General features: G+C 65.5%; 23 protein-coding genes. 5 read left to right on the plus strand and 18 right to left on the minus strand.

What is annotated here, in order from left to right:
• Positions 1-50: 50 nt before the first annotated feature.
• The 6 genes from rdgB to clpS all read right to left on the minus strand — a co-directional run bounded on the left by rdgB (position 51) and on the right by clpS (position 4,442).
• Entirely contained in the window at positions 51-722 is a 672-nt protein-coding gene (rdgB, locus tag J7E83_RS06335) for an RdgB/HAM1 family non-canonical purine NTP pyrophosphatase (protein ID WP_311379589.1), read from the minus strand.
• A complete protein-coding gene (rph, locus tag J7E83_RS06340) occupies positions 719-1,477 on the minus strand; it encodes a ribonuclease PH (protein ID WP_251043468.1) in 759 nt (252 codons plus the stop codon). Before rph ends, rdgB begins: the two co-directional genes overlap by 4 nt.
• A gap of 122 nt (positions 1,478-1,599) precedes the next feature.
• A complete protein-coding gene (locus J7E83_RS06345; RefSeq protein WP_214960074.1) occupies positions 1,600-2,397 on the minus strand; it encodes an MBL fold metallo-hydrolase in 798 nt (265 codons plus the stop codon).
• Positions 2,394-3,464, minus strand: a complete 1,071-nt coding sequence (murI, locus tag J7E83_RS06350) for a glutamate racemase (RefSeq protein WP_214960076.1) — start codon at positions 3,462-3,464, stop codon at positions 2,394-2,396. The genes J7E83_RS06345 and murI overlap by 4 nt, the downstream gene beginning before the upstream one ends.
• Positions 3,465-3,496: 32 nt before the next feature.
• Positions 3,497-4,066, minus strand: coding sequence for a DUF2017 domain-containing protein (locus J7E83_RS06355; RefSeq protein WP_214960078.1), 570 nt, complete (start codon positions 4,064-4,066; stop codon positions 3,497-3,499).
• Positions 4,059-4,442: an ATP-dependent Clp protease adapter ClpS gene (gene clpS / locus J7E83_RS06360; protein WP_214960079.1), complete on the minus strand. Its 384-nt coding sequence runs from the start codon at positions 4,440-4,442 to the stop codon at positions 4,059-4,061. The genes J7E83_RS06355 and clpS overlap by 8 nt, the downstream gene beginning before the upstream one ends.
• 95 nt (positions 4,443-4,537) lie before the next feature.
• On the opposite strand from clpS, the gene J7E83_RS06365 reads away from it, so the two are divergent.
• Together J7E83_RS06365 and J7E83_RS06370 are read left to right on the plus strand one after the other, a co-directional pair.
• The gene (locus J7E83_RS06365) at positions 4,538-5,866 is read left to right on the plus strand and encodes a nicotinate phosphoribosyltransferase (RefSeq protein ID WP_214960081.1); all 1,329 of its coding nucleotides are present in this window, start codon (positions 4,538-4,540) and stop codon (positions 5,864-5,866) included.
• A gap of 9 nt (positions 5,867-5,875) precedes the next feature.
• Positions 5,876-6,514: an isochorismatase family protein gene (locus tag J7E83_RS06370; protein WP_214960083.1), complete on the plus strand. Its 639-nt coding sequence runs from the start codon at positions 5,876-5,878 to the stop codon at positions 6,512-6,514.
• 13 nt (positions 6,515-6,527) lie between these two features.
• On the opposite strand, the gene J7E83_RS06375 is transcribed toward J7E83_RS06370, so the two are convergent.
• The 8 genes from J7E83_RS06375 to J7E83_RS06410 all read right to left on the minus strand — a co-directional run bounded on the left by J7E83_RS06375 (position 6,528) and on the right by J7E83_RS06410 (position 16,028).
• Positions 6,528-8,309 (minus strand): DEAD/DEAH box helicase, encoded by a 1,782-nt coding sequence (locus J7E83_RS06375; protein WP_214960086.1) that lies wholly within the window; start codon positions 8,307-8,309, stop codon positions 6,528-6,530.
• Positions 8,309-8,650 (minus strand): DUF3039 domain-containing protein, encoded by a 342-nt coding sequence (locus J7E83_RS06380; protein ID WP_214960088.1) that lies wholly within the window; start codon positions 8,648-8,650, stop codon positions 8,309-8,311. Before J7E83_RS06380 ends, J7E83_RS06375 begins: the two co-directional genes overlap by 1 nt.
• A 136-nt stretch (positions 8,651-8,786) precedes the next feature.
• Positions 8,787-9,569: a glucosamine-6-phosphate deaminase gene (gene nagB / locus J7E83_RS06385; protein ID WP_214960090.1), complete on the minus strand. Its 783-nt coding sequence runs from the start codon at positions 9,567-9,569 to the stop codon at positions 8,787-8,789.
• Positions 9,570-9,611: 42 nt separating this feature from the next.
• Positions 9,612-11,183, minus strand: coding sequence for a transporter (locus J7E83_RS06390; RefSeq protein WP_214960092.1), 1,572 nt, complete (start codon positions 11,181-11,183; stop codon positions 9,612-9,614).
• On the minus strand, positions 11,165-11,959 hold the full coding sequence (locus tag J7E83_RS06395) for an ABC transporter ATP-binding protein (protein WP_214960094.1): 795 nt from the start codon (positions 11,957-11,959) through the stop codon (positions 11,165-11,167). Before J7E83_RS06395 ends, J7E83_RS06390 begins: the two co-directional genes overlap by 19 nt.
• Positions 11,960-12,098: 139 nt before the next feature.
• A complete protein-coding gene (locus J7E83_RS06400) occupies positions 12,099-13,196 on the minus strand; it encodes an NADH:flavin oxidoreductase/NADH oxidase (RefSeq protein WP_214960096.1) in 1,098 nt (365 codons plus the stop codon).
• Positions 13,196-14,197 carry a tetratricopeptide repeat protein gene (locus tag J7E83_RS06405; protein ID WP_214960098.1) on the minus strand — a complete coding sequence of 334 codons (1,002 nt, stop codon included), beginning with the start codon at positions 14,195-14,197 and terminating at the stop codon, positions 13,196-13,198. Before J7E83_RS06405 ends, J7E83_RS06400 begins: the two co-directional genes overlap by 1 nt.
• 70 nt (positions 14,198-14,267) lie before the next feature.
• Positions 14,268-16,028 carry a hypothetical protein gene (locus J7E83_RS06410; protein ID WP_251043469.1) on the minus strand — a complete coding sequence of 587 codons (1,761 nt, stop codon included), beginning with the start codon at positions 16,026-16,028 and terminating at the stop codon, positions 14,268-14,270.
• A gap of 206 nt (positions 16,029-16,234) precedes the next feature.
• Between J7E83_RS06410 and J7E83_RS06415 the strand changes: the two genes are divergently transcribed.
• Positions 16,235-17,545, plus strand: a complete 1,311-nt coding sequence (locus J7E83_RS06415; RefSeq protein ID WP_214960100.1) for an AI-2E family transporter — start codon at positions 16,235-16,237, stop codon at positions 17,543-17,545.
• Between the two features lie 13 nt (positions 17,546-17,558).
• Here J7E83_RS06415 and J7E83_RS06420 read toward each other — a convergent pair whose 3' ends face one another.
• Both J7E83_RS06420 and J7E83_RS06425 read right to left on the minus strand, forming a co-directional pair.
• A complete protein-coding gene (locus J7E83_RS06420) occupies positions 17,559-18,359 on the minus strand; it encodes an alpha/beta hydrolase (RefSeq protein ID WP_214960101.1) in 801 nt (266 codons plus the stop codon).
• Between the two features lie 60 nt (positions 18,360-18,419).
• On the minus strand, positions 18,420-18,788 hold the full coding sequence (locus tag J7E83_RS06425) for an ATP/GTP-binding protein (RefSeq protein WP_214960103.1): 369 nt from the start codon (positions 18,786-18,788) through the stop codon (positions 18,420-18,422).
• A 102-nt stretch (positions 18,789-18,890) separates the two neighbouring features.
• On the opposite strand from J7E83_RS06425, the gene nucS reads away from it, so the two are divergent.
• Both nucS and J7E83_RS06435 read left to right on the plus strand, forming a co-directional pair.
• On the plus strand, positions 18,891-19,586 hold the full coding sequence (gene nucS, locus J7E83_RS06430; protein ID WP_214960105.1) for an endonuclease NucS: 696 nt from the start codon (positions 18,891-18,893) through the stop codon (positions 19,584-19,586).
• Between the two features lie 327 nt (positions 19,587-19,913).
• Positions 19,914-20,117, plus strand: a complete 204-nt coding sequence (locus J7E83_RS06435) for a cold-shock protein (RefSeq protein WP_011692441.1) — start codon at positions 19,914-19,916, stop codon at positions 20,115-20,117.
• 189 nt (positions 20,118-20,306) lie between these two features.
• Here J7E83_RS06435 and J7E83_RS06440 read toward each other — a convergent pair whose 3' ends face one another.
• Positions 20,307-22,856 (minus strand): bifunctional lysylphosphatidylglycerol flippase/synthetase MprF, encoded by a 2,550-nt coding sequence (locus J7E83_RS06440; protein ID WP_214960107.1) that lies wholly within the window; start codon positions 22,854-22,856, stop codon positions 20,307-20,309.
• Positions 22,853-24,163 carry an alpha/beta hydrolase family protein gene (locus tag J7E83_RS06445; RefSeq protein ID WP_214960109.1) on the minus strand — a complete coding sequence of 437 codons (1,311 nt, stop codon included), beginning with the start codon at positions 24,161-24,163 and terminating at the stop codon, positions 22,853-22,855. Before J7E83_RS06445 ends, J7E83_RS06440 begins: the two co-directional genes overlap by 4 nt.

The raw sequence follows: 24,163 nt of genomic DNA on the forward strand, positions 1-24,163 counted from the left end.
CCTGTGAAACCCCACTTGACCGCGATAACCGGACAAGAACTCCGGGCTTGCTACTTCAGAGCCTCCACGATCGCAGGAAGCAGCGCCCGGAAGGCCTTGCCCCGGTGGCTGATCGCGTTCTTCTCGGACGGCGACAGTTCAGCGCAGCTGCGGTCCTCACCCAGCGGCTGCAGCACCGGGTCGTAGCCGAAGCCACCCGCGCCACGCGGCTCGCGCAGCAGCACCCCTTCAAGCTGGCCGTACTCCACCACTTCGCGGCGGGCGCCGCCGTCGCCCGCCGCCGGAACGGCCAGCGCCGCGGCGCACACAAAGGCCGCGCCCCGGTGCGCGTCCGGCACATCGTTGAGTTGGTCCAGCAGGAGCCTCAGGTTCGCCGCATCGTCACCGTGCCTGCCGGCCCACCTGGCGGAAAAGATTCCCGGCGCGCCGCCGAGGACATCCACTGCAAGCCCCGAATCATCGGCGATCGCCACCAGGCCCGTGGCGTCGGCCACCGCGCGCGCCTTCAACAGAGAATTCTCGGCGAACGTCACGCCCGTTTCGACGACGTCCGGCGCACCTGCCGCTGCGGCATCCACCACCTGGGTGTCGACGTCGAGCCCCGGGACCTGGTCACGCAGGAGTTCGCGGAGTTCCTTGAGCTTGCCCTTGTTATGCGTAGCGAGGACCAGACGCGGCGCGGCTCCGTCCGGCACCGACCCTTCCGGAACGGGCAGGCTCACAAGGCGTCCGCGAGGGTCTCACGCTGGATGGCCGCCAACTGCGTGGTACCCAGCAGTGCCAGGTCCAGCAGCTTGTTGAGCTCGTCCCGGTCGAAGGGCGCGCCCTCTGCGGTGCCCTGCACTTCCACGAACTTGCCGGATCCGGTGACCACCACGTTCATGTCCGTCTCGGCGCGTACATCCTCGACGTAAGGCAAGTCCAGCATGGGGATGCCGTCGATGATGCCCACGGAGACCGCCGCGATGGTGTCGATCAGGGGCTGGGCGTTCTTGGCGATGAGCTTGTTGTCCCTGGCAAACCGGATTGCATCAGCCAGTGCCACGTAAGCCCCGGTGATGGCCGCCGTGCGCGTTCCGCCGTCGGCTTGGAGGACGTCGCAGTCCAGCACAATCGTGTTCTCGCCCAGGGCCTTGGTATCGATGATGGACCGCAGGGAACGTCCGATCAGCCGGGAAATCTCATGCGTGCGGCCGCCGATTTTCCCCTTGACCGATTCACGGTCAGAGCGGGTGTTGGTGGCCCGGGGCAGCATGGCGTATTCGGCGGTGACCCAGCCGCGGCCTTCGCCCTTGAGCCAGCGCGGCACTCCTGCCGTCAACGAAGCCGTGCACAGGACCCGGGTATTGCCGAACTCGATCAGGGCCGACCCCTCGGCCTGCTTTGACCATCCGCGTGTGATGCTGATGGGGCGGAGCTGGTCGGGTATGCGACCATCGCCGCGCACTACGGGCACTGCCGTTGCTTCAGAAGTCATGCCTCTAGCTTATCGAGTTGCCGCAGGCCGTCCCGCCACCCGACGACTGCAGGGCTAAGGACGCCGGGGCGAAAACCTGCTGGAGTTTCCGTGCTCAGACCAGGGCCACGCCACAAGGCCGCCTAGATCGTGTAATGCACGCCGGCCACGGCAACCGCGACGTCGCCGCCGAATACCGGCCGCGCCTCGGCCATGACCTTCGTCTGTGACGTCCAGACCGGAATGTGGGTGAGCAGGAGCCTTCTGGCGCCCGCCGCGGCCGCAGCCTCCCCCGCACGCTTGCCCGTCAGGTGCACGTCCTTGATGCCGTCGTCCCTGCCTTCTTCGAACGCCGCCTCGCACAGGAACAGGTCCGCGTCCTTGGCTGCCTCCTCCAGCCCGGCGCAGGAGTCCGTGTCCCCCGAATAGGTCAGGACACGCATGGCCATAGTGCCGTTCTTGTCCGGCTCGCTGACTTCCACCCGGAGGGCGTAGGCCTCCTCCACCGGATGGTTCACCGCGAACGGGGTAATGGTGAAGGGCCCAAGCGCCACGGGCTCCCGCTCTGTCCAGTTCGTGAAGTCGAATTCCCCGTGCATGCCCGGGTCCAGGTCCAAACCGTACGCTGTGGCCATGCGGTCAGCCGTTGCCGCCGGGCCCCACACCGGGATCCTGCCGCGTCCCCAGCCGCCGGGCTTCCAGCGGACCGCCACGTGCAGTCCGCACAGGTCCATGCAGTGGTCCGGGTGAAGGTGCGTCAGGAAGATGGCGTCGATGTCTTCGAGGTCTGTGTAGCGCTGGATCGCCCCAAGTGCGCCGCTCCCCAGGTCCATCACGATCTTCCAGGTCCGCTCGCCATCGTGGGCAGTCAGGAGATAGCACGACGCCGGCGAACCCGGTCCCGGAAAGGAACCCGTGCAGCCGACGATGGTGAGCTTCACAGGCCGGGACCTCCGGTCCGGTTGCTGCCGACAAAGTTGGAGATCCGGGGCTGCGCGGCGCTGCCCCTCGCCGAGGCGCTCTGTGCCGCCGCGATCATCTCCGGCGTGATCCGGGCCAGGCTGCCGGTGGGGTATTGGGCGGCCACGTGGTCCACGTGCCGGACGGAGAGCACTTCCGGCCCCAGGAACCTGCGGGCAAGTGCCTCGAACTGGCCGGCGTCTCCGGTGGCGATGAAGTGGTGCTCCGGCGGCGTTGCCGTGGTGCGCTGCAGGTCATGGGTAACCAGGGCGCGGTAGACGTCCTTCGCTGTTTCCTCGGCGCTGGACACGAGCGTCACGTCCTCGCCCATCACGTAGGAAAGAACCCCGGTGAGCAGCGGATAATGTGTGCAGCCCAGCACAACAGTGTCCACACCGGCGGCCTTCAACGGTGCCAGGTATTCCTCCGCTACGGCCAACAGCGCAGGGCCTGTGGTGATACCGGCCTCCACGTAGCTGACGAAGTCGGGGCAGGCCACCGATGTGATCTCGAGGTCCGGAGCGGCGGCAAAGGTGTCCTCATATGCCCTGGAACCCACGGTGGCGGAGGTGCCGATAACGCCAATTCTGCCGCTCCTGGTGGCGGCCACGGCACGCCTGACGGCCGGCTGGATCACCTCGATGACCGGGATCCCGTACCGGGCGGTATACCGTTCGCGGGCGTCCCGCAGGACAGCGGCCGACGCCGAGTTGCAGGCGATGGTGAGCAGCTTGACGCCGGAGTCCACGAGTTCGTCCATCACGCCCAGGGCGTTCGCCCGGACTTCGGCGATGGGCAACGGGCCATAGGGCCCGTGCGCGGTATCCCCGACATAGAGAATCGACTCGTTGGGGAGCTGGTCGATGATGGACCGCGCCACGGTCAGCCCGCCAACGCCTGAATCAAAGACGCCGATGGGCCGCGGTCCCATCTGGCTGCCGGGAGTGCTGCTGGCTGGGGACTCCGCTGCAGCTGCCGCTGGCGGATCCATGCTCGAGGCTGTTGTCATGATTATTCGAGGATAGGTCTTCCCTGTTGGCTCAGCCATCACATTGTGGCGTCCGACTCATGTCTAATTTGTCACAATTGCCGGGAATCCAGTGTCTGGAGCATCGCCTGCACCAGGGACTCCTGCAGCCAGGTGGCGAAGTTGTAGACCAGTGCGAGGTAGCTTTCCACATCCTCGGCCTGGGACCAGTCCTGCATGAGGTGGACGTGCTCGGCGTCCTCCTCGTCCCGGATGTCCAGGCGTTCAGCCAGCACCAGGCGGACGTCGTTCAGGGCCATGGACCAGTGCCTTGCGCCCTCGGGGGTAAGGACGATTTCATCCTTATCCAGGTCAAGCGCGGCAGCCCGCAGGGCGCCGATCTTTGTTTCCCGCAGCGAACGCTCCGTGAGCTGGCGGAACTCCAGGGACGCGCCGTCGTCGTTCTTCATCACGTTGGGCAGGAGTCGCTTGACGGCCCGGTCCGTGGGCTCGCGGACATCCATGTCCAGCCCGATCATGGCGGCCAGCGGGTCCTGGCTGGCGCGGTCCTCCGGCTGGAGCATGGAGATGACGTCGTCCATCAGGCTCCGGAGCAGCTCGCGTTCGGCCGGTTCAAGGAAGCCGGTGATTCCCTTGAGTCCGTTCTTGAATGCCTTAGCCACGTTTCCCCCTGCCCTGCCCGGGACCGCCGGACCTGCCCGGTTTGCCGCCCTGGCCGCCGCTTGCCTTCTCCACCGTGGCCCACAGGCCGAAGCCGTGCATCGCGACGGCATGCCGCTCAACCTGCTCCTTGCTGCCGTGGGCAACTATGGACCGGCCCTTCTTGTGGACCTCCATCATGAGCTTGTTGGCCTTGCTCTCCGAGTATCCGAAATAGCTCTGGAACACGTAGCTTACGTAGCTCATCAGGTTGACGGGATCGTTCCAGACCACCAGGTTCCAGGGGATGTCCGGTGCGGTCAGGGAGTCCGAGGACGTCTCTGTTCCGGTCCGGGTGCCCTCCTGGGTATCAGGGCCGAGCGCAACGCTTGAAGTCATCTGTCTATTCTATGGGGATGCTGGGCCCACGCCCGCGAGGGTCCCGCGGCCAAGCGAAGCGAGACGTGGGAGCGGGTGGGGACTAGAGTGAATTTGTGAGTACCTCTGCCGGCTGGGACCATCCCCGCACGTCTTTTTACACAGACCACTACGAGCTGACTATGCTGCAGGCGTCGCTCCACTCAGGCGCCGCCCACCGCAGATCAGTCTTTGAAGCGTTTGCGCGGCGGCTTCCGGAGGGCCGGCGGTACGGCATCGTCGGGGGAACGGGAAGGCTGCTGGAAGGCATCGCCAACTTCCGCTTCGGCGAGGCTGAACTGGAGTTCCTGGGCCGGGCCGGCGTGGTCAACGCCGACACCCTGGATTATCTGGCCTCTTACCGGTTCTCCGGGGATATCTGGGGATACCCGGAAGGGGAAGCCTACTTTCCCTATTCGCCCGTACTGATCGTGGAGTCCACGTTCGCCGAGGCGTGCATGCTGGAGACATACCTGCTGTCCGTCCTGAACCACGACAGTGCCATAGCGTCGGCAGCGTCACGGATGATCACCGCCGCGGGCAACCGGCCCTGCATTGAGATGGGTTCCCGGCGGACGCACGAGGAGTCAGCCGTGGCTGCCGCCCGCGCCGCCGTGATCGCCGGATTCGACAGCACGTCCAACCTGGAGGCGGGCATCCGGTACGGCATCAAGACTGTCGGCACGGCCGCGCATTCCTTCACCCTCCTCCATGACACCGAGCGGGATGCTTTTGAGGCCCAGCTGGCCTCGCTGGGCGCCGGGACCTCACTCCTGGTGGACACTTACGACGTCGAGGCCGCTGTCCGCTCGGCGGTGGAGCTGGCCGGACCCAGGCTCGGCGCGGTGCGGCTGGATTCCGGGGACCTCGTGGCCCAGGCGCAGTGGGTCCGACAACTGCTGGACCAGCTGGGCAACGAGACCACCAAGATCGTGGTGACGTCCGACCTGGACGAGTTCGCTATTGCGGCGCTGCAGTCCGCTCCCGTCGACTCGTACGGGGTGGGCACGTCGCTGGTCACCGGTTCCGGCGCGCCCACGGCCAGCATGGTCTACAAGCTCGTGAGCCGCGCTGACGATTCAGGCGGCTTCGTCCCGGTGGCAAAGGCGGCCAAGAACAAGACCAGCACGGGCGGCCGCAAATACGCGCTGCGGAAACTCAACGAGCGCGGCATCGCCACCCAGGAAATCGTGGGGATCGGCCATCACCCCGAAGACGACGGCAACGACCGGCCGCTGCTGCAGCAGTTCATGAAGAACGGTGAACTGCTGCCCGGCTGGACAGGCCATGAAGGAGTGGTCCGCGCGCGGCAGCGGCACTCGGACAGCATGGCGGAACTGCCGGCGGTGGTCAACCGGCTCCAGCGGGGCGAAGCCGCCATCCCTACTCTCTATGAAGAAAACTGAGGAGAACTGATGTCCCGGACCCTGATCATCGTTGACGTCCAGAACGATTTCTGCGAAGGCGGTGCCTTGGCAGTAGACGGCGGGGCCGACGTCGCCGGCGCGATCAGCGAGTACGTGGACGCCCACCACGGCGAGTTCGACCACATTGTCGCCACCCAGGACTGGCACATCGATCCCGGTGCGCATTTTTCGGAGGCACCGGACTTCAAGGAGAGCTGGCCCCCGCACTGCGTGGCCGGCACCCGCGGCGCCGAGCTGCACCCGGACCTGGACACCGAATACATCCAGGCCTACTTCCGGAAGGGACAGTTCGCCGCAGCCTACTCAGGCTTCGAGGGCCTCCTGGCGCCCGAGGACGCGGTTCCCACGGGAGAACGCCAGCCGGGGGCACTCCCCGCATCTGGCGGCGAGGAACCGTTCGCACCAGCGGATGACGCCATCGGGCTGGACGACTGGCTGCAGAGCCACGATGTCGAGGACGTGGTGGTGGTGGGAATCGCCAGCGATTACTGCGTGATGGCCACCTCCCTGGATGCCGTCCAGGCAGGCTACTCGGTAACAGTCATCCGTTCACTGACCGCCGGGATCGCCGAGGACCTGGAAGACGCCTTTGCTGAGATGGAACTCGGCGGGGTGGACATCGCCTGACGGATTCCCCGGCCTATTTCCGGCCGACGAACCAGTCCTGGAGCTTCCGCAGCCTGGACTGGAGCTGCTCCTCGTTAGCCTGCGCCACCGGAGGGCCGCCGCAAACAGTGCGCAGCTTGGTGTGGACCACACCGTGCGGGGTACCCGTCCGGGCAGACCACGCTGCTACGTTCTTGGCCAGTTCGTTGCGGAGGTCCATCAGCATCCGATGGTCCGGTACCGCCGGCGCCGCGGGTGGCGCCGCGGCAGGAGACCTACGGTTTTTCCTGGTGAGCTGTTCGTGCTGGCGCTGCCGCAGGAGGGTACCCACCTGCTCTGCGTCGAGCAGGCCGGGGATGCCCAGGAAGTCCAGCTCATCCTCTGAGCCCACCTCTCCCCCAGTGCCGAACTCGCCGCCATCGAACAGTACCCGGTCAAAGGAAGCCTGCGAGTCGAGGGCCTCGAACTTTCCCTTTGTGAGGCTGTCGGAAGCCTTATCCTCGCGGTTTGCCTCCGCCATCAATGACTCTTCGGGGTTAAAGAGGCCGTCCCCGTCCTCTTTCTCCGGGCGGTCCAGGGCGTGGTCGCGTTCGGCCTCCATCGAGTTGGCCAGGGCCATCAGCTGCGGCACGGACGGAAGGAACACCGAGGCAGTTTCGCCGCGTTTCCGGGCACGCACGAAGCGGCCCACGGCCTGGGCGAAGAACAGCGGCGTCGATGTGGAGGTGGCATAAACCCCGACTGACAGCCGGGGAACGTCTACGCCTTCGGACACCATCCGGACGGCAACCATCCATCGCTTCTCGCTCGTCGTGAATTCCTCGATCTTGCTTGAGGCTTTCGCGTCATCGGAAAGGATCACGGTGGGCGATTCGCCCGTGATCCTTTTCAGCTGGCCGGCGTAGGCCCGTGCGTCCTCATGGTCGGTCGCGATGACAAGTCCCCCGGCGTCGGGGACAGTCCTGCGCACCTCGCTGAGTCGCTTGTCCGCCCCGGCCAGGACGGCTGGAATCCATTCCCCGGTGGGATTCAGTGCCGTCCGCCAAGCCTGCGAGGTGACGTCCTTGGTGACGGCGGCCTCGCCCAGGGAAGCGGCCATCTCTTCCCCTGCGCTGGTACGCCAGCGCATCTGGCCCGAATAGGCCATGAACATGACGGGCCGCACCACGTGGTCACGCAGCGCGTTGCCATAGCCGTAGGTGTAATCGGCCTTTGAGCGCCGGATGCCGTCCCTGTCCTCGGCATACTCAACGAAGGGTATGGGCGAAGTGTCCGAACGGAACGGCGTTCCGGTGAGGGAGAGACGCCGGACGGCAGGGTCAAAGGCCTCCCGCAGTCCGTCACCCCACGAGAGTGCTTCGCCACCATGGTGGATCTCATCGAGGATCACCAGGGTGCGGGCCGCTTCCGTCTTGGCCCTGTGCAGCATGGGTTTGCTGGCGACCTGCGCGTACGTCACGGCCACGCCCGTAAAGCCGCGGCCGTGCTGCCCGTCCGAGTTCTTGAAGTTGGGGTCGATGGCGATGCCGACGCGTGCGGCTGCGTCTGCCCACTGCCGCTTAAGGTGGTCAGTCGGTGCCACGATGGTCACCCGGTTGACGGCCCCGGACTCGATGAGCATGGACGCCACCCGCAGCGCGAAAGTGGTCTTGCCGGCTCCGGGCGTAGCCACGGCCAGGAAATCCCGGGGACCGGACCTGAAATAGAGATCCAGTGCTTCCTGCTGCCAGGCACGGAGTTTCTGGGCGGTTCCCCAGGCTGCGCGTTCCGGATAGGCCGGAGGCAGGGTGGGACCGCCAAAGAGTGTTTCCGTCACTACTTGTTGTTGCCCGGGTCCCCTCCGGGACCCTTGCCGCCGTCGTTGCCCGGGCGGAGGCCTTCATAAACCTCTTTGCACATCGGGCACACCGGGAACTTCTGCGGATCCCGGCCCGGCGTCCACACTTTGCCGCACAGGGCAATGACGGGATCACCCGTCAGCGCGGATTCCATGATCTTTTCTTTGCGCACGTAGTGCGAGAAGCGCTCCCGGTCGCCGGGCTCCACTTCCTGGCGCAGTTCCTCGCGCTCAATGGTGGCCGTGGACGTTCCAGCCCCGGAAAGCTCGCGCATCGGGTCGTTTTCGAGAGGGTCCGTCGTGCTAGTCATGGCATCCATCTTAGCCTTTCCGCCCGGCGGAAGTTCGACGCCGGCGGGAGCGTTTTTCGGCCAGCGCCGGGACCACCGGACAGCCGCCGTCGACATTTTTACTCCGTGCGCACCGCTAAAGGACCTGCGCCCACAGTCATTGCGCCTACAGTCCCTGCCAGGGGGGCTTGTTGTCGTAGGTATGCCGGTAAAAGTCCGCAAGCTTCAAGGACGATGCCGACGCCTCGTCCAGCAGGACAGTGGCGTGCGGGTGGAACTGCAACACTGAGGCGGCACAGATCGCCGCAACCGGCCCCTCCACAAAGTCCCGGACTGCCTGCGCCTTCTGCGCGCCCGTGGCCACCAGCAGTACGTGCCTGGCCTCGAGAATGGTGCCCAGGCCCTGAGTCACCACATGGTGCGGGACCTCGGCCATGTTGTTGAAGAACCGGGCATTGTCGCGCCGCGTCTGTTCGATCAGGCTCTTGATGCGCGTCCGGGACGCAAACGACGAACCCGGCTCGTTGAAACCGATATGGCCATCTGTCCCCACCCCCAGGATCTGGAGGTCCACCCCGCCAAGGGCATGCATCAGTTCCTCGTAAGCCTGGCATGCGGCCGGGAGGTCAGCGGCAGCCCCGTCCGGGCTGTGGACGTTTTCCGGGGAGATATTCACCCGGCTCGTGAACTCGCGGCGGATGACCTCGCGGTAGGATTCCGGATGGCCCGGCTCCAGGCCCACGTACTCATCCAGGGCAAAGGCGTGCGCCTGGCCGAAATCCAGTCCATCGCGTTCGTGCCTGGCCGCGAGCTCATCGTAGATCGGCAGGGGTGACGATCCTGTGGCCAGTCCCAGGACGGCATGGGGCTTGCGTCCGAGCAACGACTCTATGGCGTCGGCAGCAAGCTTCCCGATCTGTTTGGTACCCGGAAGAATAACGACTTCCATGGTCAACCGCCTTTCTGGTGAGAGGTTTCTGGTGCGGCGGAGTCAGCGATTAACGGTCAGCTGCGCCAGCAGCTCAGGTCCGCGGGCATCGAGCCACCGTCCGCCCAGCCGGACTCCTGCCACAAAGAAAACCAGTCCCAGTATCAGGCCCGCCGCGAGGTTGATCCATCCGAACAGCGTGTCGCGGGTGACAAGCTGGACGATCAGAAGCGCCACTTCAGGCAGCACCAGGAGCGCCAGGATCGCCATGCCGGCGAACTGCACGGCCATGGTCTGGCCGACGTTGCCCGGCGGCTTCTTGAAGGGGCTGTCCCCCGGCAAGGGAACGGCCACCGTGTAGCGGGCAGAGACTACCGACGACAGGCCAAGTCCCGTGAACAGGATCCCGAGGCTCAGGCCCAGCTGGCCGGGGAGTTGCTCCCAGCCGCCGGTGAACACGAAGTGTCCCACAGCGAAAACAAGCACCACAGGCAGCGCAAAAGCGAGGCAGGCGAGGGCCCTGCCCAGCCTGTCATCCACGCCGCGGACGCCCGTGGCCAGATGCAGCGCGAATGCGGTGTTGTCGTACGACACGTCGGCGGAGATCGACCAGGCCAGCAGGAAGGCAGCCAACGGAGCAGCGAAGGTGAGGCTGCCGTAGTCACCGGACTGGCTGCCCTGGAACAGCAACAGGATGGGCAGCAGCGGAATCACCACCAGCGAACCGGCGTAGCGGGGATCGCGGAGCCAGTACGTGAGGGACCTCGCGATCACAGCGCCTGCCGGGGTCGAGGGCAGAATCCCGAACAGTCCCATTTTCCCGCCCCTCCGGCTCCCGCTTCCGGCGTACGGCGGATTAACCAGGGCCCGCTCCAGCAGGAGCTTCCAGCACCAGGCGAGACCGGCCAGGGTGGCCAGGGCGATGAGCAGCTTGGCTGCCGCCTCGCCGGGCCGGCCGGCGGCAAGGTCGCCGCCAAGGGACCAGGGCGCGCCCAGGGGTGTCCAGGCCATGGTCCGGGCGAGTTCCGGGAGGAAGCCGGCGGAGGCTGAGATTCCCCGGGAGACCCCGGCCACGATGGGGCCCATCAGGACCAGGGGAACCATGAAGGCGATGCCGCTCACGTCCTTGAAACGGCGGGACGCTGCCAGGCTGGCCGTTGCCGTGGTCACTACTTTGGACAGCACGATGCAGCTGAGGACGCCCAGGCAGGCACCGGCCAGCGCTCCCAGGGCGGGAAAGAGTCCCCGGGACCAGGTCCACACGGTGGCGAGCGCCACGAGCGCGGTGGCCAGGCCAGGGATGCCGATCAGGCCGCCGAGTGCCAGCCCCGCCAGCATGTGCCGCATGGGGATGGCATACGTGGTGAAGCGGGCAGGATCGAGGGTGAGGTCGGCGGCCGAGGCCACCACCGGAATGAGGCCCCAGCCCAGGATGGCAGCGGAACCGCCCAACACTACCGCTGTCTGGGCGAGCCCGGGGTCCGCCTGGCGGAGCAGCACAAGTGCGACCACCAGCGCCGCGACCAGCCCGAGGGCATAAAGGCCGCCAAAAGCCATGCCAACCAGCTGCCACGGGCTCCGGCGCAGACCGTTGCGGAGCAGGGTCAGCTTGAGCCTCAGAAGGTGCGCAACCATTCGAGGCCTTCCGTGTGGTTGCGGCCGCCCACCAGCTGGACAAACCTGTCTTCGAGGGAGGCGCCCGCGCGGACTTCGTCCACCGTCCCGGCGGCCAGCAGCCGGCCCGACGCCACCACCGCCACATGGTCGCACATGCGCTGGACCAGGTCCATGACGTGGCTGGAGACGATGACAGTCCCGCCGGAGGCGACGTACCGGTCCAGGATGGCCCGGATATTGGACGCCGACACAGGGTCCACCGATTCGAACGGCTCATCGAGCACCAGCAGGCGCGGAGCGTGGATCAGTGCGGAGGCCAGGGCGATCTTTTTGGTCATGCCCGCCGAATAGTCCACCACGAGGGTCCCCGCGTCCTGGCTCAGGTCCAATGCTGCCAGGAGTTCCGCCACACGGGAAGACACCACATCCCTTTCCATCCCGCGCAACAGCCCTGCATAGCTCACCAGCTGTTCCCCCGTGAGCCGGTCAAAAAGCCTGATCCCGTCGGGAAGGATGCCCATCAGTTTCTTGGCCTCAAGCGGCCTGGCCCAGACGTCGACGCCGTGGACCACGGCCGTGCCGAAGTCTGGACGCAGGAGCCCCGTTGCCATGGACAGTGTGGTGGTCTTGCCGGCGCCGTTGGGCCCGACAATGCCGAAAAAAGAGCCTGCCGGCACATCCAGGCTGATGCCGTCCACGGCGATTTTTCCGCCGAATCTCTTGGCGAGGCCGCGGATGGACAGGGCGGGAACCGGGCCGGCGTGCGCCACCGGATCAGGGTGCGGAGCAGTCATACTGCCACCCTAAACCCACCGCCCCGCGGCGGGGGTCCTCCCCCGGGAGTAGGCAGAAAGGAGTAGGCAGAAAGGACGAGGAACAAAGCACCAGGGACAAAAAGCCCCGGGACAGATCTGGAACACCGAGGACCACAAGCTAAAAGGAATGCCGCGGCACGGCTCGTTCGTACTGGGGCGGCCAGGTGATGTCGTGGCCCAGCTCGAAGGCGGCACGCAGCCACCAGTGCGGATCACGCAGGGCAGCCCGGGCAATGAAGACGCCGTCAGCCTGCCCGGTGGCCACAGCGTGCTCGGCCTGGCCTGCCGACGTCAGCAGGCCCACTGTTCCGGTCGGGACTCCCGTTTCCCGTCGGATCCGCGCGGAGAACTCGGTCTGGTATCCGGGCCCCGGCCTGATCTCCTGGTGCGCCACTGCTCCCCCGCTGGACACGTCCACCAAGTCCACTCCATGCTCAGCTGCCTGCGCGGCCAGACGGACGGAGGCCTCGATGTCGATCCCGCCGGCCGCCCAGTCGGTGGCCGATATCCTCAACAGGAGCGGCATCGGCTCGGGAATGACATCGCGCACCGCATCGATGACGGCAAGGAGCAGCCGGTTGCGGCCGGTTTCATCTCCGCCCCAGGAATCGGTGCGGGTGTTGATCAGCGGGCTCTGGAACTGGTGCAGCAGGTAGCCGTGCGCACCATGCAGCTCCAGGGTGTCAAAGCCAGCGTCAACCGCCCGGACGGCTGCGGCAGCAAAGTCGGAAATCACGTCGCGGATCTGCGCCTCGCTCATCGCCGCCGGCTCGGCATAGCCGTCGAAGGCCAACGGCGACGGACCCACGGTGGCCCAGCCGCCGTCAGTCTCCGGCACGCTTCCACGCTTACCGGAGAACGGCCAATAGGTGGAGGCTTTCCGTCCGGCGTGCGCGAGCTGGACACCGATCTTCGCATCAGCGGCCCCCTGCCTGTGCACAAACCCGGTGATCCTTTGCCACGCCTCAGCCTGCGCATCGTTGTACAGTCCGGCGTCCCGCGGGCTGATCCGGCCCTCCGCGTTCACGGCCGCCGCTTCGGTCAGGATCAGCGCGGCACCGCCGGCCGCGAAGGATCCCAGATGCATCAGGTGCCAGTCGTTCGGAACACCTGGCTCGCCGTCGGGCCCGCAGCTGTACTGGCACATGGGTGAAACCCAGCCGCGGTGCCGGAGCTCCAGGGAGCGCAGCTTCAGCGGCGTGAAGAGGGCCGGCACTAGAAGAGGACCCTCGCCAGCCCCTGCCGGGCTTTGGCGACGCGCGGGTCGGAGGTGCCCACGACGTCGAACAGCTCCAGGAGCCGCACCCGGGCAGTGTCCCGCTCCGGACCGAAGTTCCGGCCAATAAAGCTGACCAGCCGGTTCAGGCCGTCTTCCACGTGCCCGCCCGCAATGTCCAGGTCCGCTACACGGAGCTGCGCCTCAAGGTTGTCGGGTTCATCGGCGGCCAGTGTGCGGAGTACCTCGGTATCCTGTGCGGACAGCGGCTGAAGCCGCCCCATCAACTCCACCTGGGCCAGTCCGGCCTTGGCCTCGGCATCAGCCGGCATCTCCAGCAGCGCCTGGCGGTAGGCGGCGCCTGCGGCCGCGTAGTCCCCTGCTTCAATGGCGTCGAAGGCCGCCTGATGCAGCGGGGGAAGCGGCACGGGGCCTGCTTCTTCCGGCACCCCGCCGCCGAGACTTCCGGTGACGCCGTTGGCGGCCGCCACCTTCAGCAGTTCGTCGAGGAGGCCGCGTACCTGCGCTTCGTCGGCGCTGCCCTGGAACAGCGGCACGGGCTGGCCCTTGAGGACGGCCACGGCGGTGGGCACGGCCTGGACCTGGAACGCCTGCGCCAGCTGGGGGAAAGCGTCGATATCCGCCGCCGCCAGCACCAGGCGGCCGCCGTAGCTTTCCACCAGCCCTCCAAGGGTGTCCAGCATGTGCGTGGATTCCGGTGAATAGGCGGCCCAGAGCGCAAAGACAACGGGGACCTGGGCGGACAGCTCCACCAGTTCCTGGAAGTTGCCTTCCGTGACGTCCACGCGCAACTCGCGGGCACCGGCGTCGACGGTTCCGGCATCGGAGAGGTCACCGGACGCGGCAGCAGTTGTCGGGCTGTTTCCGCCGCCTACAGGGGGCGCAGGTCGCTGTTTCAGCGAGGAAAGGTCGACGGCGCCTCGCAGGTTAAGCAGGCTGGCAGCGGCCGGAGGGACTGGACGGGAAGCAGGCGAAGTCATGCTTTCCACTCTAGCCACTCCGGCCGCTGCCGGGGGTAATCAGGGCTGTTCCGGGCCTGGCGGCCAGTGCCTACTTGAAGCTGGCACCCACGAGCCCGCGGGTTGCGGCAATGAGCTTCATGGGATCGGCTGAACCTGCGGGAGGAACGTACACGGCCATCGATTCGGCGAAGCTCAGGACCATTCCCGTGGTCGTTTCCTTGCCGCCAGCGAGGGCTGCAGCGTCGTCTCCGATGGTCAGCTTGTCCCCTGATGCCTTGGGCGTGCCGTCGAAGCCGAAGTTGAGCCGGCCGAGCACCAGGGCGCCGCCGTCGACCGTGCGGAATACGACGGTGCTTTCCGGTACCACCTTGTGGGTGAAGGAGAAGTTGCCGTTCTCGCCCGACTTCACAACTTCGGCCTGGTAGGACAGGGTATCTGCGATGTACGGCGAGGATTCGCCTTCCACCAACTTGTCCTTGAAGCTCGAATCCGGCGTTGTGAGACGGTCGGCGAGTCCGGCCAGTGCCTCCTCGCCGCTGTAGAGCAGGCCTGACTTGTCTTTCGCGGCCAGTGAGTCGGTCCCGCCCCGGGCGATGTTGGGCAAAGTAATGCCCGGCTGGAGCGGGGTGGCCTCGACCAGCTTGTAGTTTTCGCGGGGCGACGTCTGGACGAGCGTCAGTAGCTGCGGGACAACGTTCCCCTCGCCCTGGGTGACTGCCATGACAGATCTCGGCCAGTCCCGCTTACTCGTGACCACGGTGGTGAGGAGCTTGGTCGAGCGGACCGGCATCCGGGCCTCGTAGGAACCCACCTGTGAACGGATCTTGTAGTTCTGGGTGCGGACCTCAAGCTCCGTCCCGCCGACACGGGGGGCAAGTTTGCCGGCGTCCTTCGCCGCATCTCCGGCGTCTGTGGCGCTGGAGACCTGCTCCAGGATGCGTCGGAACTGGGCGTCAAGAAGGACGGGGGAGGCAGTCGCGGCGGCCGTCTGGGATGCGCCGGCGCTGGAATCCGTGGAAGGAGCAGGGGCGGGCGTCGTAGTGGCGCTGGCCGCCACGCCTGTTCCGGCCACAACCGCGGCGGTCACCGCCGCGGTGACGGCGGCCGTGAAAGCGGACTTGGAAGTAGTTGTGGACTCGCCACCTGCCTTGGTTTCGCCAGGCGTGACACTGCCGAGGCGGGCGGAGGACCGGGCTTCCGCCTTGGCGCGGGCCCGCTTGGCGAACCGGCTTCCTGCCCCGCCCTCGCCGTCGGGCTTGCGGGCAGAGAGCACGGCCAGGGCGATGCCGGCGAGGATCAGCAGCCCGCCGATGACCATCAGCGGGATGGCCCAGGGCGTGGAGGTGTCATTCGGAAATGTCATGGAGATGGACGAAGGCGCCGGCTTTGTGCCGTCCGAGGCAAGCAGCAGGGACCAATCGCCGTCTGCAGGAGGAGTCCACGAGTAGTCCAGTTCACCGCTCGCGTTTTCACTGGACACCCACAGGTCCGAACCGGCGGGGTTCGGTGCGGTGGCATCGCCGTCGGCGTGCTCCATCTGGAGCGACTTCCGGTCTTCAGAAACCCCCGTGACGCTGTTGTGGGCGGTCTTGCCCACCCACGCGTCCACATCATCGGGCCGGCCGGCTGCCAGGATGAAGTTGCCGTCACCCTTGATGCTGATCTTCACTGTGCCGCCGTGGAGCGCACGCAGGTGCTGGTCAATGACGGTCACAGGCGCACCCGCGGCATCGGCAGGGGCCGAGGCCGTAAAGGTCTCGGACGGAGCCCAGAAAGTTTTCTGGCCGATACCGGCCAAAAGTGTGAGGAGGCCGAGCAGCACGAGTGCGACTGCAGTCTTGAAACGCAAAGGAAACACCTATCATCAGCGGGGGTTTACCTTCAATAGTAACCGTTTTGTTACCAATAGCTCAGTTGGGTGCCTGAGACCGGCACCGCACCGCTTGATCCGGGCCCCGATCCCCTGCTGTTGACAAGGCTGCTGATAGTGTTTGCGATGATCATCACACAGGCCCGCAGCCGCGGCGCCACGCACGGACAGGCCCCAGAAACACAGTGACTGACAAAACGGACGAGTCCCCCGCGGGACAGGAGAATCCCGCCGCCCCCGACTCCCGGGAGGCCGGCCCGTCCCGGCCCGCTCAGGGCAGGCGCGGCGGATCCGCTGCGGCCGCCCTTCTGGTAGTCATACGCCGCCTTCGGCAGCCGCTCCCGGGAGCACAACCCAGGCTCCGCTTTGAGATGCCGCCGGAATATTCCCACCAGGACGAAGCCGACACGGACGAGTCAGCGCCGACGACCCCGCAGTTCGGCAACCCGGGCCCAAGAATGTCCACACAGCACCCGCTGTACCTTGGGTTCATGGGCACGGTGGGCGTGGGACTTGCCCTGCTGGTCTACTGGATCGGTTCCAACACCACCCAGCTTCTGCTGTGGATCATCGCGGCCCTCTTTATCGCCCTAGGCCTGGAACCGGTTGTGGGCTGGATGGAGAGCCGGAAGATTCCCCGTCCAGTCGGCATCCTCGTGGCTGTATCGGTGCTGGTCAGCGCAGTCGCAGGTTTCTTTGCCACCCTGATTCCCACCATCGTGGCTCAGGTCACCGAGATCGTTGCCCAGGCTCCTGTCTGGGTCCGGGACTTCATTGACTCCGACCTGTTCCGCAGCCTCGATGACCAGTTCGGCCTCCGGGACCGCATCAGTGAAGAACTCGACAAGTTCGTCAAAAATCCCGATGCGGTGGGGGGTATCTTCGGCGGCGTGGTGGGCTTCGGCTCGGTCCTGGCCAACGGACTCTTCGGCACGCTGATTGTTCTCGTGCTCAGTCTGTACTTCCTGGCGGCGCTCCCCGCAATGAAGAAATGGGGCTACCGGCTCGCGCCGCGCTCACGCCGGGCGCGGGTAGCGGCGCTCTCCGAGGAAATCACCCGTTCCGTGGGCAACTATGTGATCGGCCAGGCCTGTGTGGCCCTGCTGAATGCAGCGTTCGCGTTCATCGTGATGAGCATCCTGGGTATCCCGTTTGCGCTCCTGCTTGCCTTCGTGGTGGCACTCCTCGCGTTCATTCCCCTGGTCGGCGGTATGATCGCGGCTGTCGTGGTGCTCCTGGTGTCGTTGACCGAGGGATGGCAGACGGCCGCCGCCTACGGTGTCTGCTACTTCGCCTACCTGCAGTTCGAGGCCTACTTCATCTCGCCCCGCATCATGCAGAAGGCGGTGGCCGTCCCGGGAGCCGTGGCCGTCATCTCAGTCATAGCGGGAGGCAGCCTGCTGGGCGTCCTCGGTGCGCTGATCGCCATTCCCACGGCCGCCGCAATCCTGCTCCTGGTCAAGGAGATCTACATCGTGCGCCAGGACAAGCACTAGTTACTCACAAGCCCTAGGCAGCAGCCGTGGCCACCGGGCCGTCCCACTCGTCCGGAAGCCCGGCGGGACCGGAGCCGGCCTCGGTGACCTCATCCACGATCTCGTTGAGGACCCGGGCGGCATACTTCTCGCCCACCCAAAGGTGCTTGGCGCCGTCGACACCCACCACCCGGGCCTGGGGGACCAATCGGAAGCGCTCAGCAGCGGCGGCGGGCCGCAGATAGTCATCATGCTCGGGCACCAGCACGGTCAGCGGTTTGCCGGCTTCCGCCCATTGCCGTAGGTGGACGTCGGTGGCGCGATGGAGCGGCGGAGAAAGCAGCACAGCGCCCTCCACCTGGGAGGCTACTGGTTCCACCGCCCCGTACATGAGCGCCAGCTCGGTCCCGAAGGACCAGCCCACGAGCCAGCGGTTGGGCAGCTGGCGTTCGACGGCGAAGCGCGCCGCTGCCTCGACGTCGAAGCGCTCACCGATCCCTTCTTCGAACGATCCGTCGCTGGTACCGCGCGGCGAGGCCGTGCCCCGGGTATTGAACCTCAGCACGGCCACACCGGCCAGCGCAGGGAGCCGGTAGGACGCCTTGCGGTACACGTGGGAGTCCATGAAACCGCCATGGGTGGGAAGCGGGTGCAGGGTAATGAGGGTCGCCTGGACCGGACCTGATTCCGGCAACGCGAGCTCCCCCACCAGGGTGTGGCCATCCTCCGTATGGAGTTCAACGTTTTCGCGCCTGGCGGGGAGGACCGTGGACGCCCGGATCGGTGATGGACCCTCAGGCTGGTTGAATTCGTACGACGCCGGATCAAAAGTCATGCCAGCCAGCTTAGCGACCTTCGCAGCACCGTACCGAAGTCCGGGCCGCGCGATGAATGCTCAGCGGTAGCGGTAGCTCCGCGACAGCCAGCAGTTTGTGTGCCAGTGACGCCGTTCGGCGAGCCCGGCGGCCGCCCCGAACAGGTGGTCGTCTTTCCACACCACCAGATGGGCGATTCCCGGAGGCACGGCCGTTGAGCAGCCGGGGCAGATGTAGGTCTTCTCCGCGTTCCTGGCGGTGATGGTCCTGACCATCCACTCGCCGTCGGGCGCACTCTCCCGGCGGGCAATGCCTGCCCGGGCACGCTCCAGGTCCAGCTCGGGGACCTCCCCATTTCCCTTCTTGCCAGCCGCATTGCCTGTGTTCTTACCTGCGGGTCCCGCGCTCTTCCCGGAAACGGGACGGCGGGGACGGTTGGAGCGCGGCATGCTTCCATTCTGCCTCAGCACCAGGCTTGCCTCCGCCCGGAACGGTCGCGGACAGGCCCCGCCCGGCAGGCCGGCCCTCGATGAACCGGTAGTCTGTACGGCGTGCGACTTGTCATAGCCCGATGCTCCGTTGATTATGTTGGCCGGCTCAAAGCCCACCTCCCCCTTGCCACCAGGCTCCTTGTGGTGAAAGCCGACGGGTCGGTGCTGGTGCATTCGGACGGCGGCTCCTATAAGCCCCTGAACTGGATGAGCCCGCCAGCCACACTCCGGGTGTCCTCACCCGAGGACATTGACCTTGAGCTCGGGGTCATGGAGCAGTGGACGGTACAGTCCGCAAAGACCGACGACCGGCTCATCATTAATATCCACGAGCAACTCCACGAGTCCTCCCATGACCTGGGCGTTGACCCCGGCCTCATCAAGGACGGCGTGGAAGCGGACCTGCAGCGGCTGCTGGCCGAACAGATCGAGACCCTGGGCTCGGGCTTCTCGTTGATCCGGCGTGAATATTTCACCGCCATCGGACCCGTGGACATCCTGGCCCGCGACGCCGACGGAGCCACAGTGGCCATCGAGCTCAAGCGCAGGGGCGATATCGACGGCGTCGAACAGCTGACCCGGTACCTTGAACTGCTGAACAGGGATCCACTCCTTGCGCCTGTACGGGGAATCTTTGCGGCACAACAAATCAAGCCACAAGCCAAGGTCCTGGCCACAGACCGGGGAATCGACTGCATCACCCTGGATTACGACGCCATGCGCGGGGTAGATGACAGTGAATCCCGTCTGTTCTGAGTCCATTGTTTCGATCAAAGACCGGTTCAAAAATCCGTCCAACGGGCGCGCGCCGCACTCCCCGTGCCCCCGGCGAGTGGATTCACTCGCTTTTTACCCAAAATTTATCCAATTGGCCGCTTAGACCGTTGACCTAACGGAACTGTCATGGAATTCTTATCTAAGTCTTTGTGTAGGTGTTTTTCATGCTCGCAAGACATGTTGCGAGCGCGAAGCTCCTGCAGCGCAGGTTCCCGTAACCGGCAATCCAGGATTCTTCTCGCGGAGTGACCAAGTCCTGCACGAGGTGTGCTGGACTTAGACAAGTTCCATAATGAGGAGAAATAAATGGCACAGGGAACCGTCAAGTGGTTCAACGCTGAAAAGGGCTTCGGCTTCATCACCCCGGATGACTCCGATGGCGATGTCTTCGTTCACTACTCCGAGATCCAGACCGGTGGCTTCAAGACCCTCGACGAGAACCAGCGCGTTCAGTTCGAAATCGGTCAGGGCGCCAAGGGCCCCCAGGCTACCGGCGTAACGCTGGTCTAGTCCCTCGACGGACGGCCGCGCTTAAGCTTAAGCGCCCTTTCCGCGAATAAGTGGTCTCCGGCATCCGTGCCGGGGACTACTTTTTTATCCAGAGTTTTATTCTGCAGCCTGCCTGACCGTTCTGCTGCCAATATTCTTCAAGACATTATCTGTCACAAACGTTTTCAAATCCTGAACTATCAAAAGTCCTCAGCTCACCCGTCCACGCAGCAATCGGGCGCCCTGCCTGAGCGAGAGCCCGGGCAGATAGGCACGCGTAAGTGCCCTTCCGATCGCTGGCAGCTGCAACGGATCCTGGTAATACAGGTACAGCGTGCGGTAGTCGGGTTTGAAGCGCGATTTGAAGGCCGCCAGCGAACGGAACCCGTAGACAGGCTCCAATGCGTGGCCTACGACGTCGAGGATGCGGAGCACGTTTTCGGCGGGCATGGCCTCCCCTGGCTTCCCCGCCTCCTGCTCCCCGGGAAGTTGAGCCAGCGGCGATCCCGAGAGGGAAATAACACCCACGGTTTTCCGCAGTTCCAGCACTGCTGACGCGATCAGGAATTCCATGACCCCCGGAAATCCCTCTGGAGCCCGCCTCATGACATCGAGGGTTCGGCTGACCAGCCTGCCGCCGTCGTACACGGGGAGCCAGCTGGTAACGCCGTGCACTGTGCCCTCACCGTCCACGGCGAGGCAGCACAGCACTTCATCGTCCATCAACTCGTCGATGCCGCCCAGCGTAAAGCCCATTTCCGGAACAGATTTGGCCGCGGCCCACTCTTCCGACACCTCACTGAGCCTGGCACGAAGGGCAGCCGGCAGCCCGTGGTAAGTCCCCCAGACAGCCTTTACGCCGAGCTTGTCCGCCCGGTTCAGGGCGGTGCGCACGTTCTGCCACTCCTTTCCCTTGAATTCGACTTCCCTCACGGCGAGCCTGGTTTCCTGGGCCACGGCCACCCGGTGGAAGCCCCGCGCCTGCAGCAGCGGCCACAAGCTGTCACTGCAGGAGTAGAACGCCGGAATGAGGGCATGGCTGCTGCAATGCGCCAGGAAGCCTTCGGCCACGGCCTGATGGTTTCGCCGGGGGCCGAACGGGCCTGCGAGTGTGAGCGCGACGCTTCCGTGTTGCTGGTACGCCACCGCACCCCCGCCATCCGGACTGAACCAGTAACTGTTCGGTTCCCAGAGTGCCATCCAGGACAGCGAATCCCCTCCCTGATGCAGGAGGGTCCGGGCCACGGCCCGCCCGCTCCTGCCGGAGTCGTTATTGTGGTGCCGTCCCAGCAGCACCCACCAGACCCCCGCCAGTGCTACTACCCAGAAGACCAGCCCGGAATACGCAAAGACGAATGCTTCCACGCTGTTCCGGTCGGCAAATACCCGACGGTACAGGTTTGGAAGGGGAATCGGAAGGTACTGACGGGACAGTTCGGCCAGCAGGCCCAGCAGGCCTCCATCGCGCGACATTCCTCCGGCCGCCGTCCAGGCCAGGGCATAGCTGATCGAGAGGACCAGCCAGACGCCACACACCACTGCAGCGAGTATTCGGCGGGCAGATGGAACGGTCTCTACCCTGAAGTGGCGGCGGTTGGCCCACAACAGTACCGCCACCAACAACGGCACTGTCACCAGCGGAAGGATGTGGGCAAACCCCGAGCCCATGGCCGCGGTATGGGGGCGGGCCGGATAGTGCGGGATGAGGGCGAACAGGCCAAGGTAGACAGCCGCCAATGCAGCGACCGCCAACTGGATGACGATGGTGATGTTCAATGCCATCCGGCGGCCACGGCGCATTCCGTCGGCGCAGATCAGCAGCAGGACCACAGGAACCACCGCAAGTGCGAGTCCGAACGGCCCCGAGAAGCCTTGCCGTCCGGCCTCGAGGCAGGACGCTTCCACCGTCGCACCGCAATTGAACTCGAGCTGGGTCAGCGTCGGCAACGGGTTCAGGACCACGTCGCGAAGCATGGCAAGTGGACCGGTAGGCGTCGCCGCAACGGCCGTCAGGATGGGGCCCACCGCGAAGACGGCGGCAGTCAGTGCCAGGAGGTTTCTGGTCTCGCGGCCGGTTGAGCGATGCCGGTGAAGCTGACCGTGGTCGCCACGCATCCACCAGCCGGCCGCGAGGCCCAGGACGGCGCCCAAAAAGCCGATCACGGTCTCCGGGTGCCCCACGTAGAGAACCAGCAGCAGGGATGTGGACAGCACTGTGGTCCTGAGTCTCCGTTGCCACAGGACCGGGAGGCGGCCGCTCGCTGCAAGGGAGACGGTGAGGACGGCGGCGTAGGGGCCGATCAGGCTGTTATCCGCCATGAGTCCCAGCCAGCCGTCCCCCGCGTAGCGCGCCAGCTGGGTGAGCAGCAGGAAGACCGTGACGGAAGCGAACTGGCCGCCGAAGAACAGCACGGCAGTAGTAGGTGCCCCCAGCCTCTTCTCGGCAATGCCCACCAGAACAAGGATCATGAGGGCCGCTGATAGATAGGCCAGGGGGTTGGTGGCAAAGAACAACGAGGTGAACACTGACCACCAGTAACCGGACTTCAGCCCGGGTCCGCTGACCGCAGCGACGTAAAGCATTTTCTCCGGTGGCCCGCTCAGGAAGCTCCCCGTCAGAGCGCCGGCGAGGAGAAAAACAGCCAGTAGGCCCAGCGTGAACGGCACCGAACGCAGCCGCGCCACTGTTCTGCGAAGCGCAGGACGCGCCACAGTCGCCCACGCCAGACCTGCCGTTCGGATTCCCGTACCTGCAGTCATGGTTTCAGGCCCCAGTGGGCTGCCAGGAACGCCAACCCGTCGGCCATTCCCTTGGAGGGCGTGTCCCAGGAGTGGCCGGCGTGCTGCACCTGTTTCGACTCAACAGTGAATCCGGCCTTTCGGGCGGAATCGGCCAGGGTCTTCATATATCCGATGAACTCCGGGTCACGCTCACCTGCCGCGAAATACACTGCGCTTGAATCAAAACGGGACCTGGCCATCACAGCCAATGGTGTTTGGCGTTCAAAAGCCGCGGCGTCCCCCGGGAATGAGGCGTCGACCGTCTTCTGCCGCTCCTTGGCAAGGGCTGGTTCAAGTTCGCTGGAGAACGCCAGCACTGAGCTGTAGATGTCCGGATGCCGGGTACCCATCTGAAGTGCACAGGTTGCACCAAAAGAGAATCCTCCCACGGCCCACCGACGATGGTCTGGGCTGACATCCAGCGTGGCAGTGATCCAGGCCGGCACGTCCTTGGACAAGAACGTGTCAGCTCGAGCCATCCGGCTGTCCAGGCAGAGCGTGTTGGCCTGCTGGGAGCCGTTCGGGTCGGCTACCACAACAACGGGCGCCACCCCGGCGTGACCGGCAGCGTAGTCGTCCATGTGTGCACGCAGGGCTCCCCCGGAGAGCCAATCGGATGGACCGCCAGGCTGGCCCGCGAAAAGGAGCAGCACGGGGAGGGCCGGACGATTCACGGCGAAGTAGGCGGGAGGCAGGTAGATGTAGGCGTCGCGTGTGTCCAGTCCCGAGGCAGACCCGGGAATGCTTGCCTTCCGCAGGGCTCCCTCTTGGGGAAGGTCGCCCTGGGGTTGCCAGCCGTCCAGGGGGACGGCGGCTGCAGCACCGCCCTGCCGCATCAGGGCAGGCTCCAAAGAGCTGATCCTGGCCAAGGCGGTGCCCATGAGGTCGCTGACCGTGCGGTTGAGGCCGAAGTAGGCATTGATCTGCACGGTGGACAGCAGGGCCACAAGCAGAAAGGCTACGAATCCCGCACTTCGCTGTCGCCAGGAACTGAGCGGCAGTCGCAACAGCATGAGGACAAGGGCGGCGACGGCGGGAACTGACCATGTGAGGACGTCGAAGGGCAGGTCTTCGGGAAAGGTGGAGAAAACATCAATCAGTGCCCAATGCACCACGGCAACCAGGGCGACGCCGGCGATAACGGAAGAAACCACGTTTACCAGCGAGCGGCTGGTACCTAAAGTGGCGCGAGGCCACACCAGATAGAGTGCTGCGGCCGCACCAAGGATCCAGGCAGCCCAGAAAACCGGGCCGTCGGTCAGCCGGACGTCTGCGATGAAATCCAC

The sequence above is a fragment of the Arthrobacter sp. ISL-48 genome (assembly GCF_018613805.1).
In the GTDB taxonomy this organism is placed as follows: domain Bacteria; phylum Actinomycetota; class Actinomycetes; order Actinomycetales; family Micrococcaceae; genus Arthrobacter.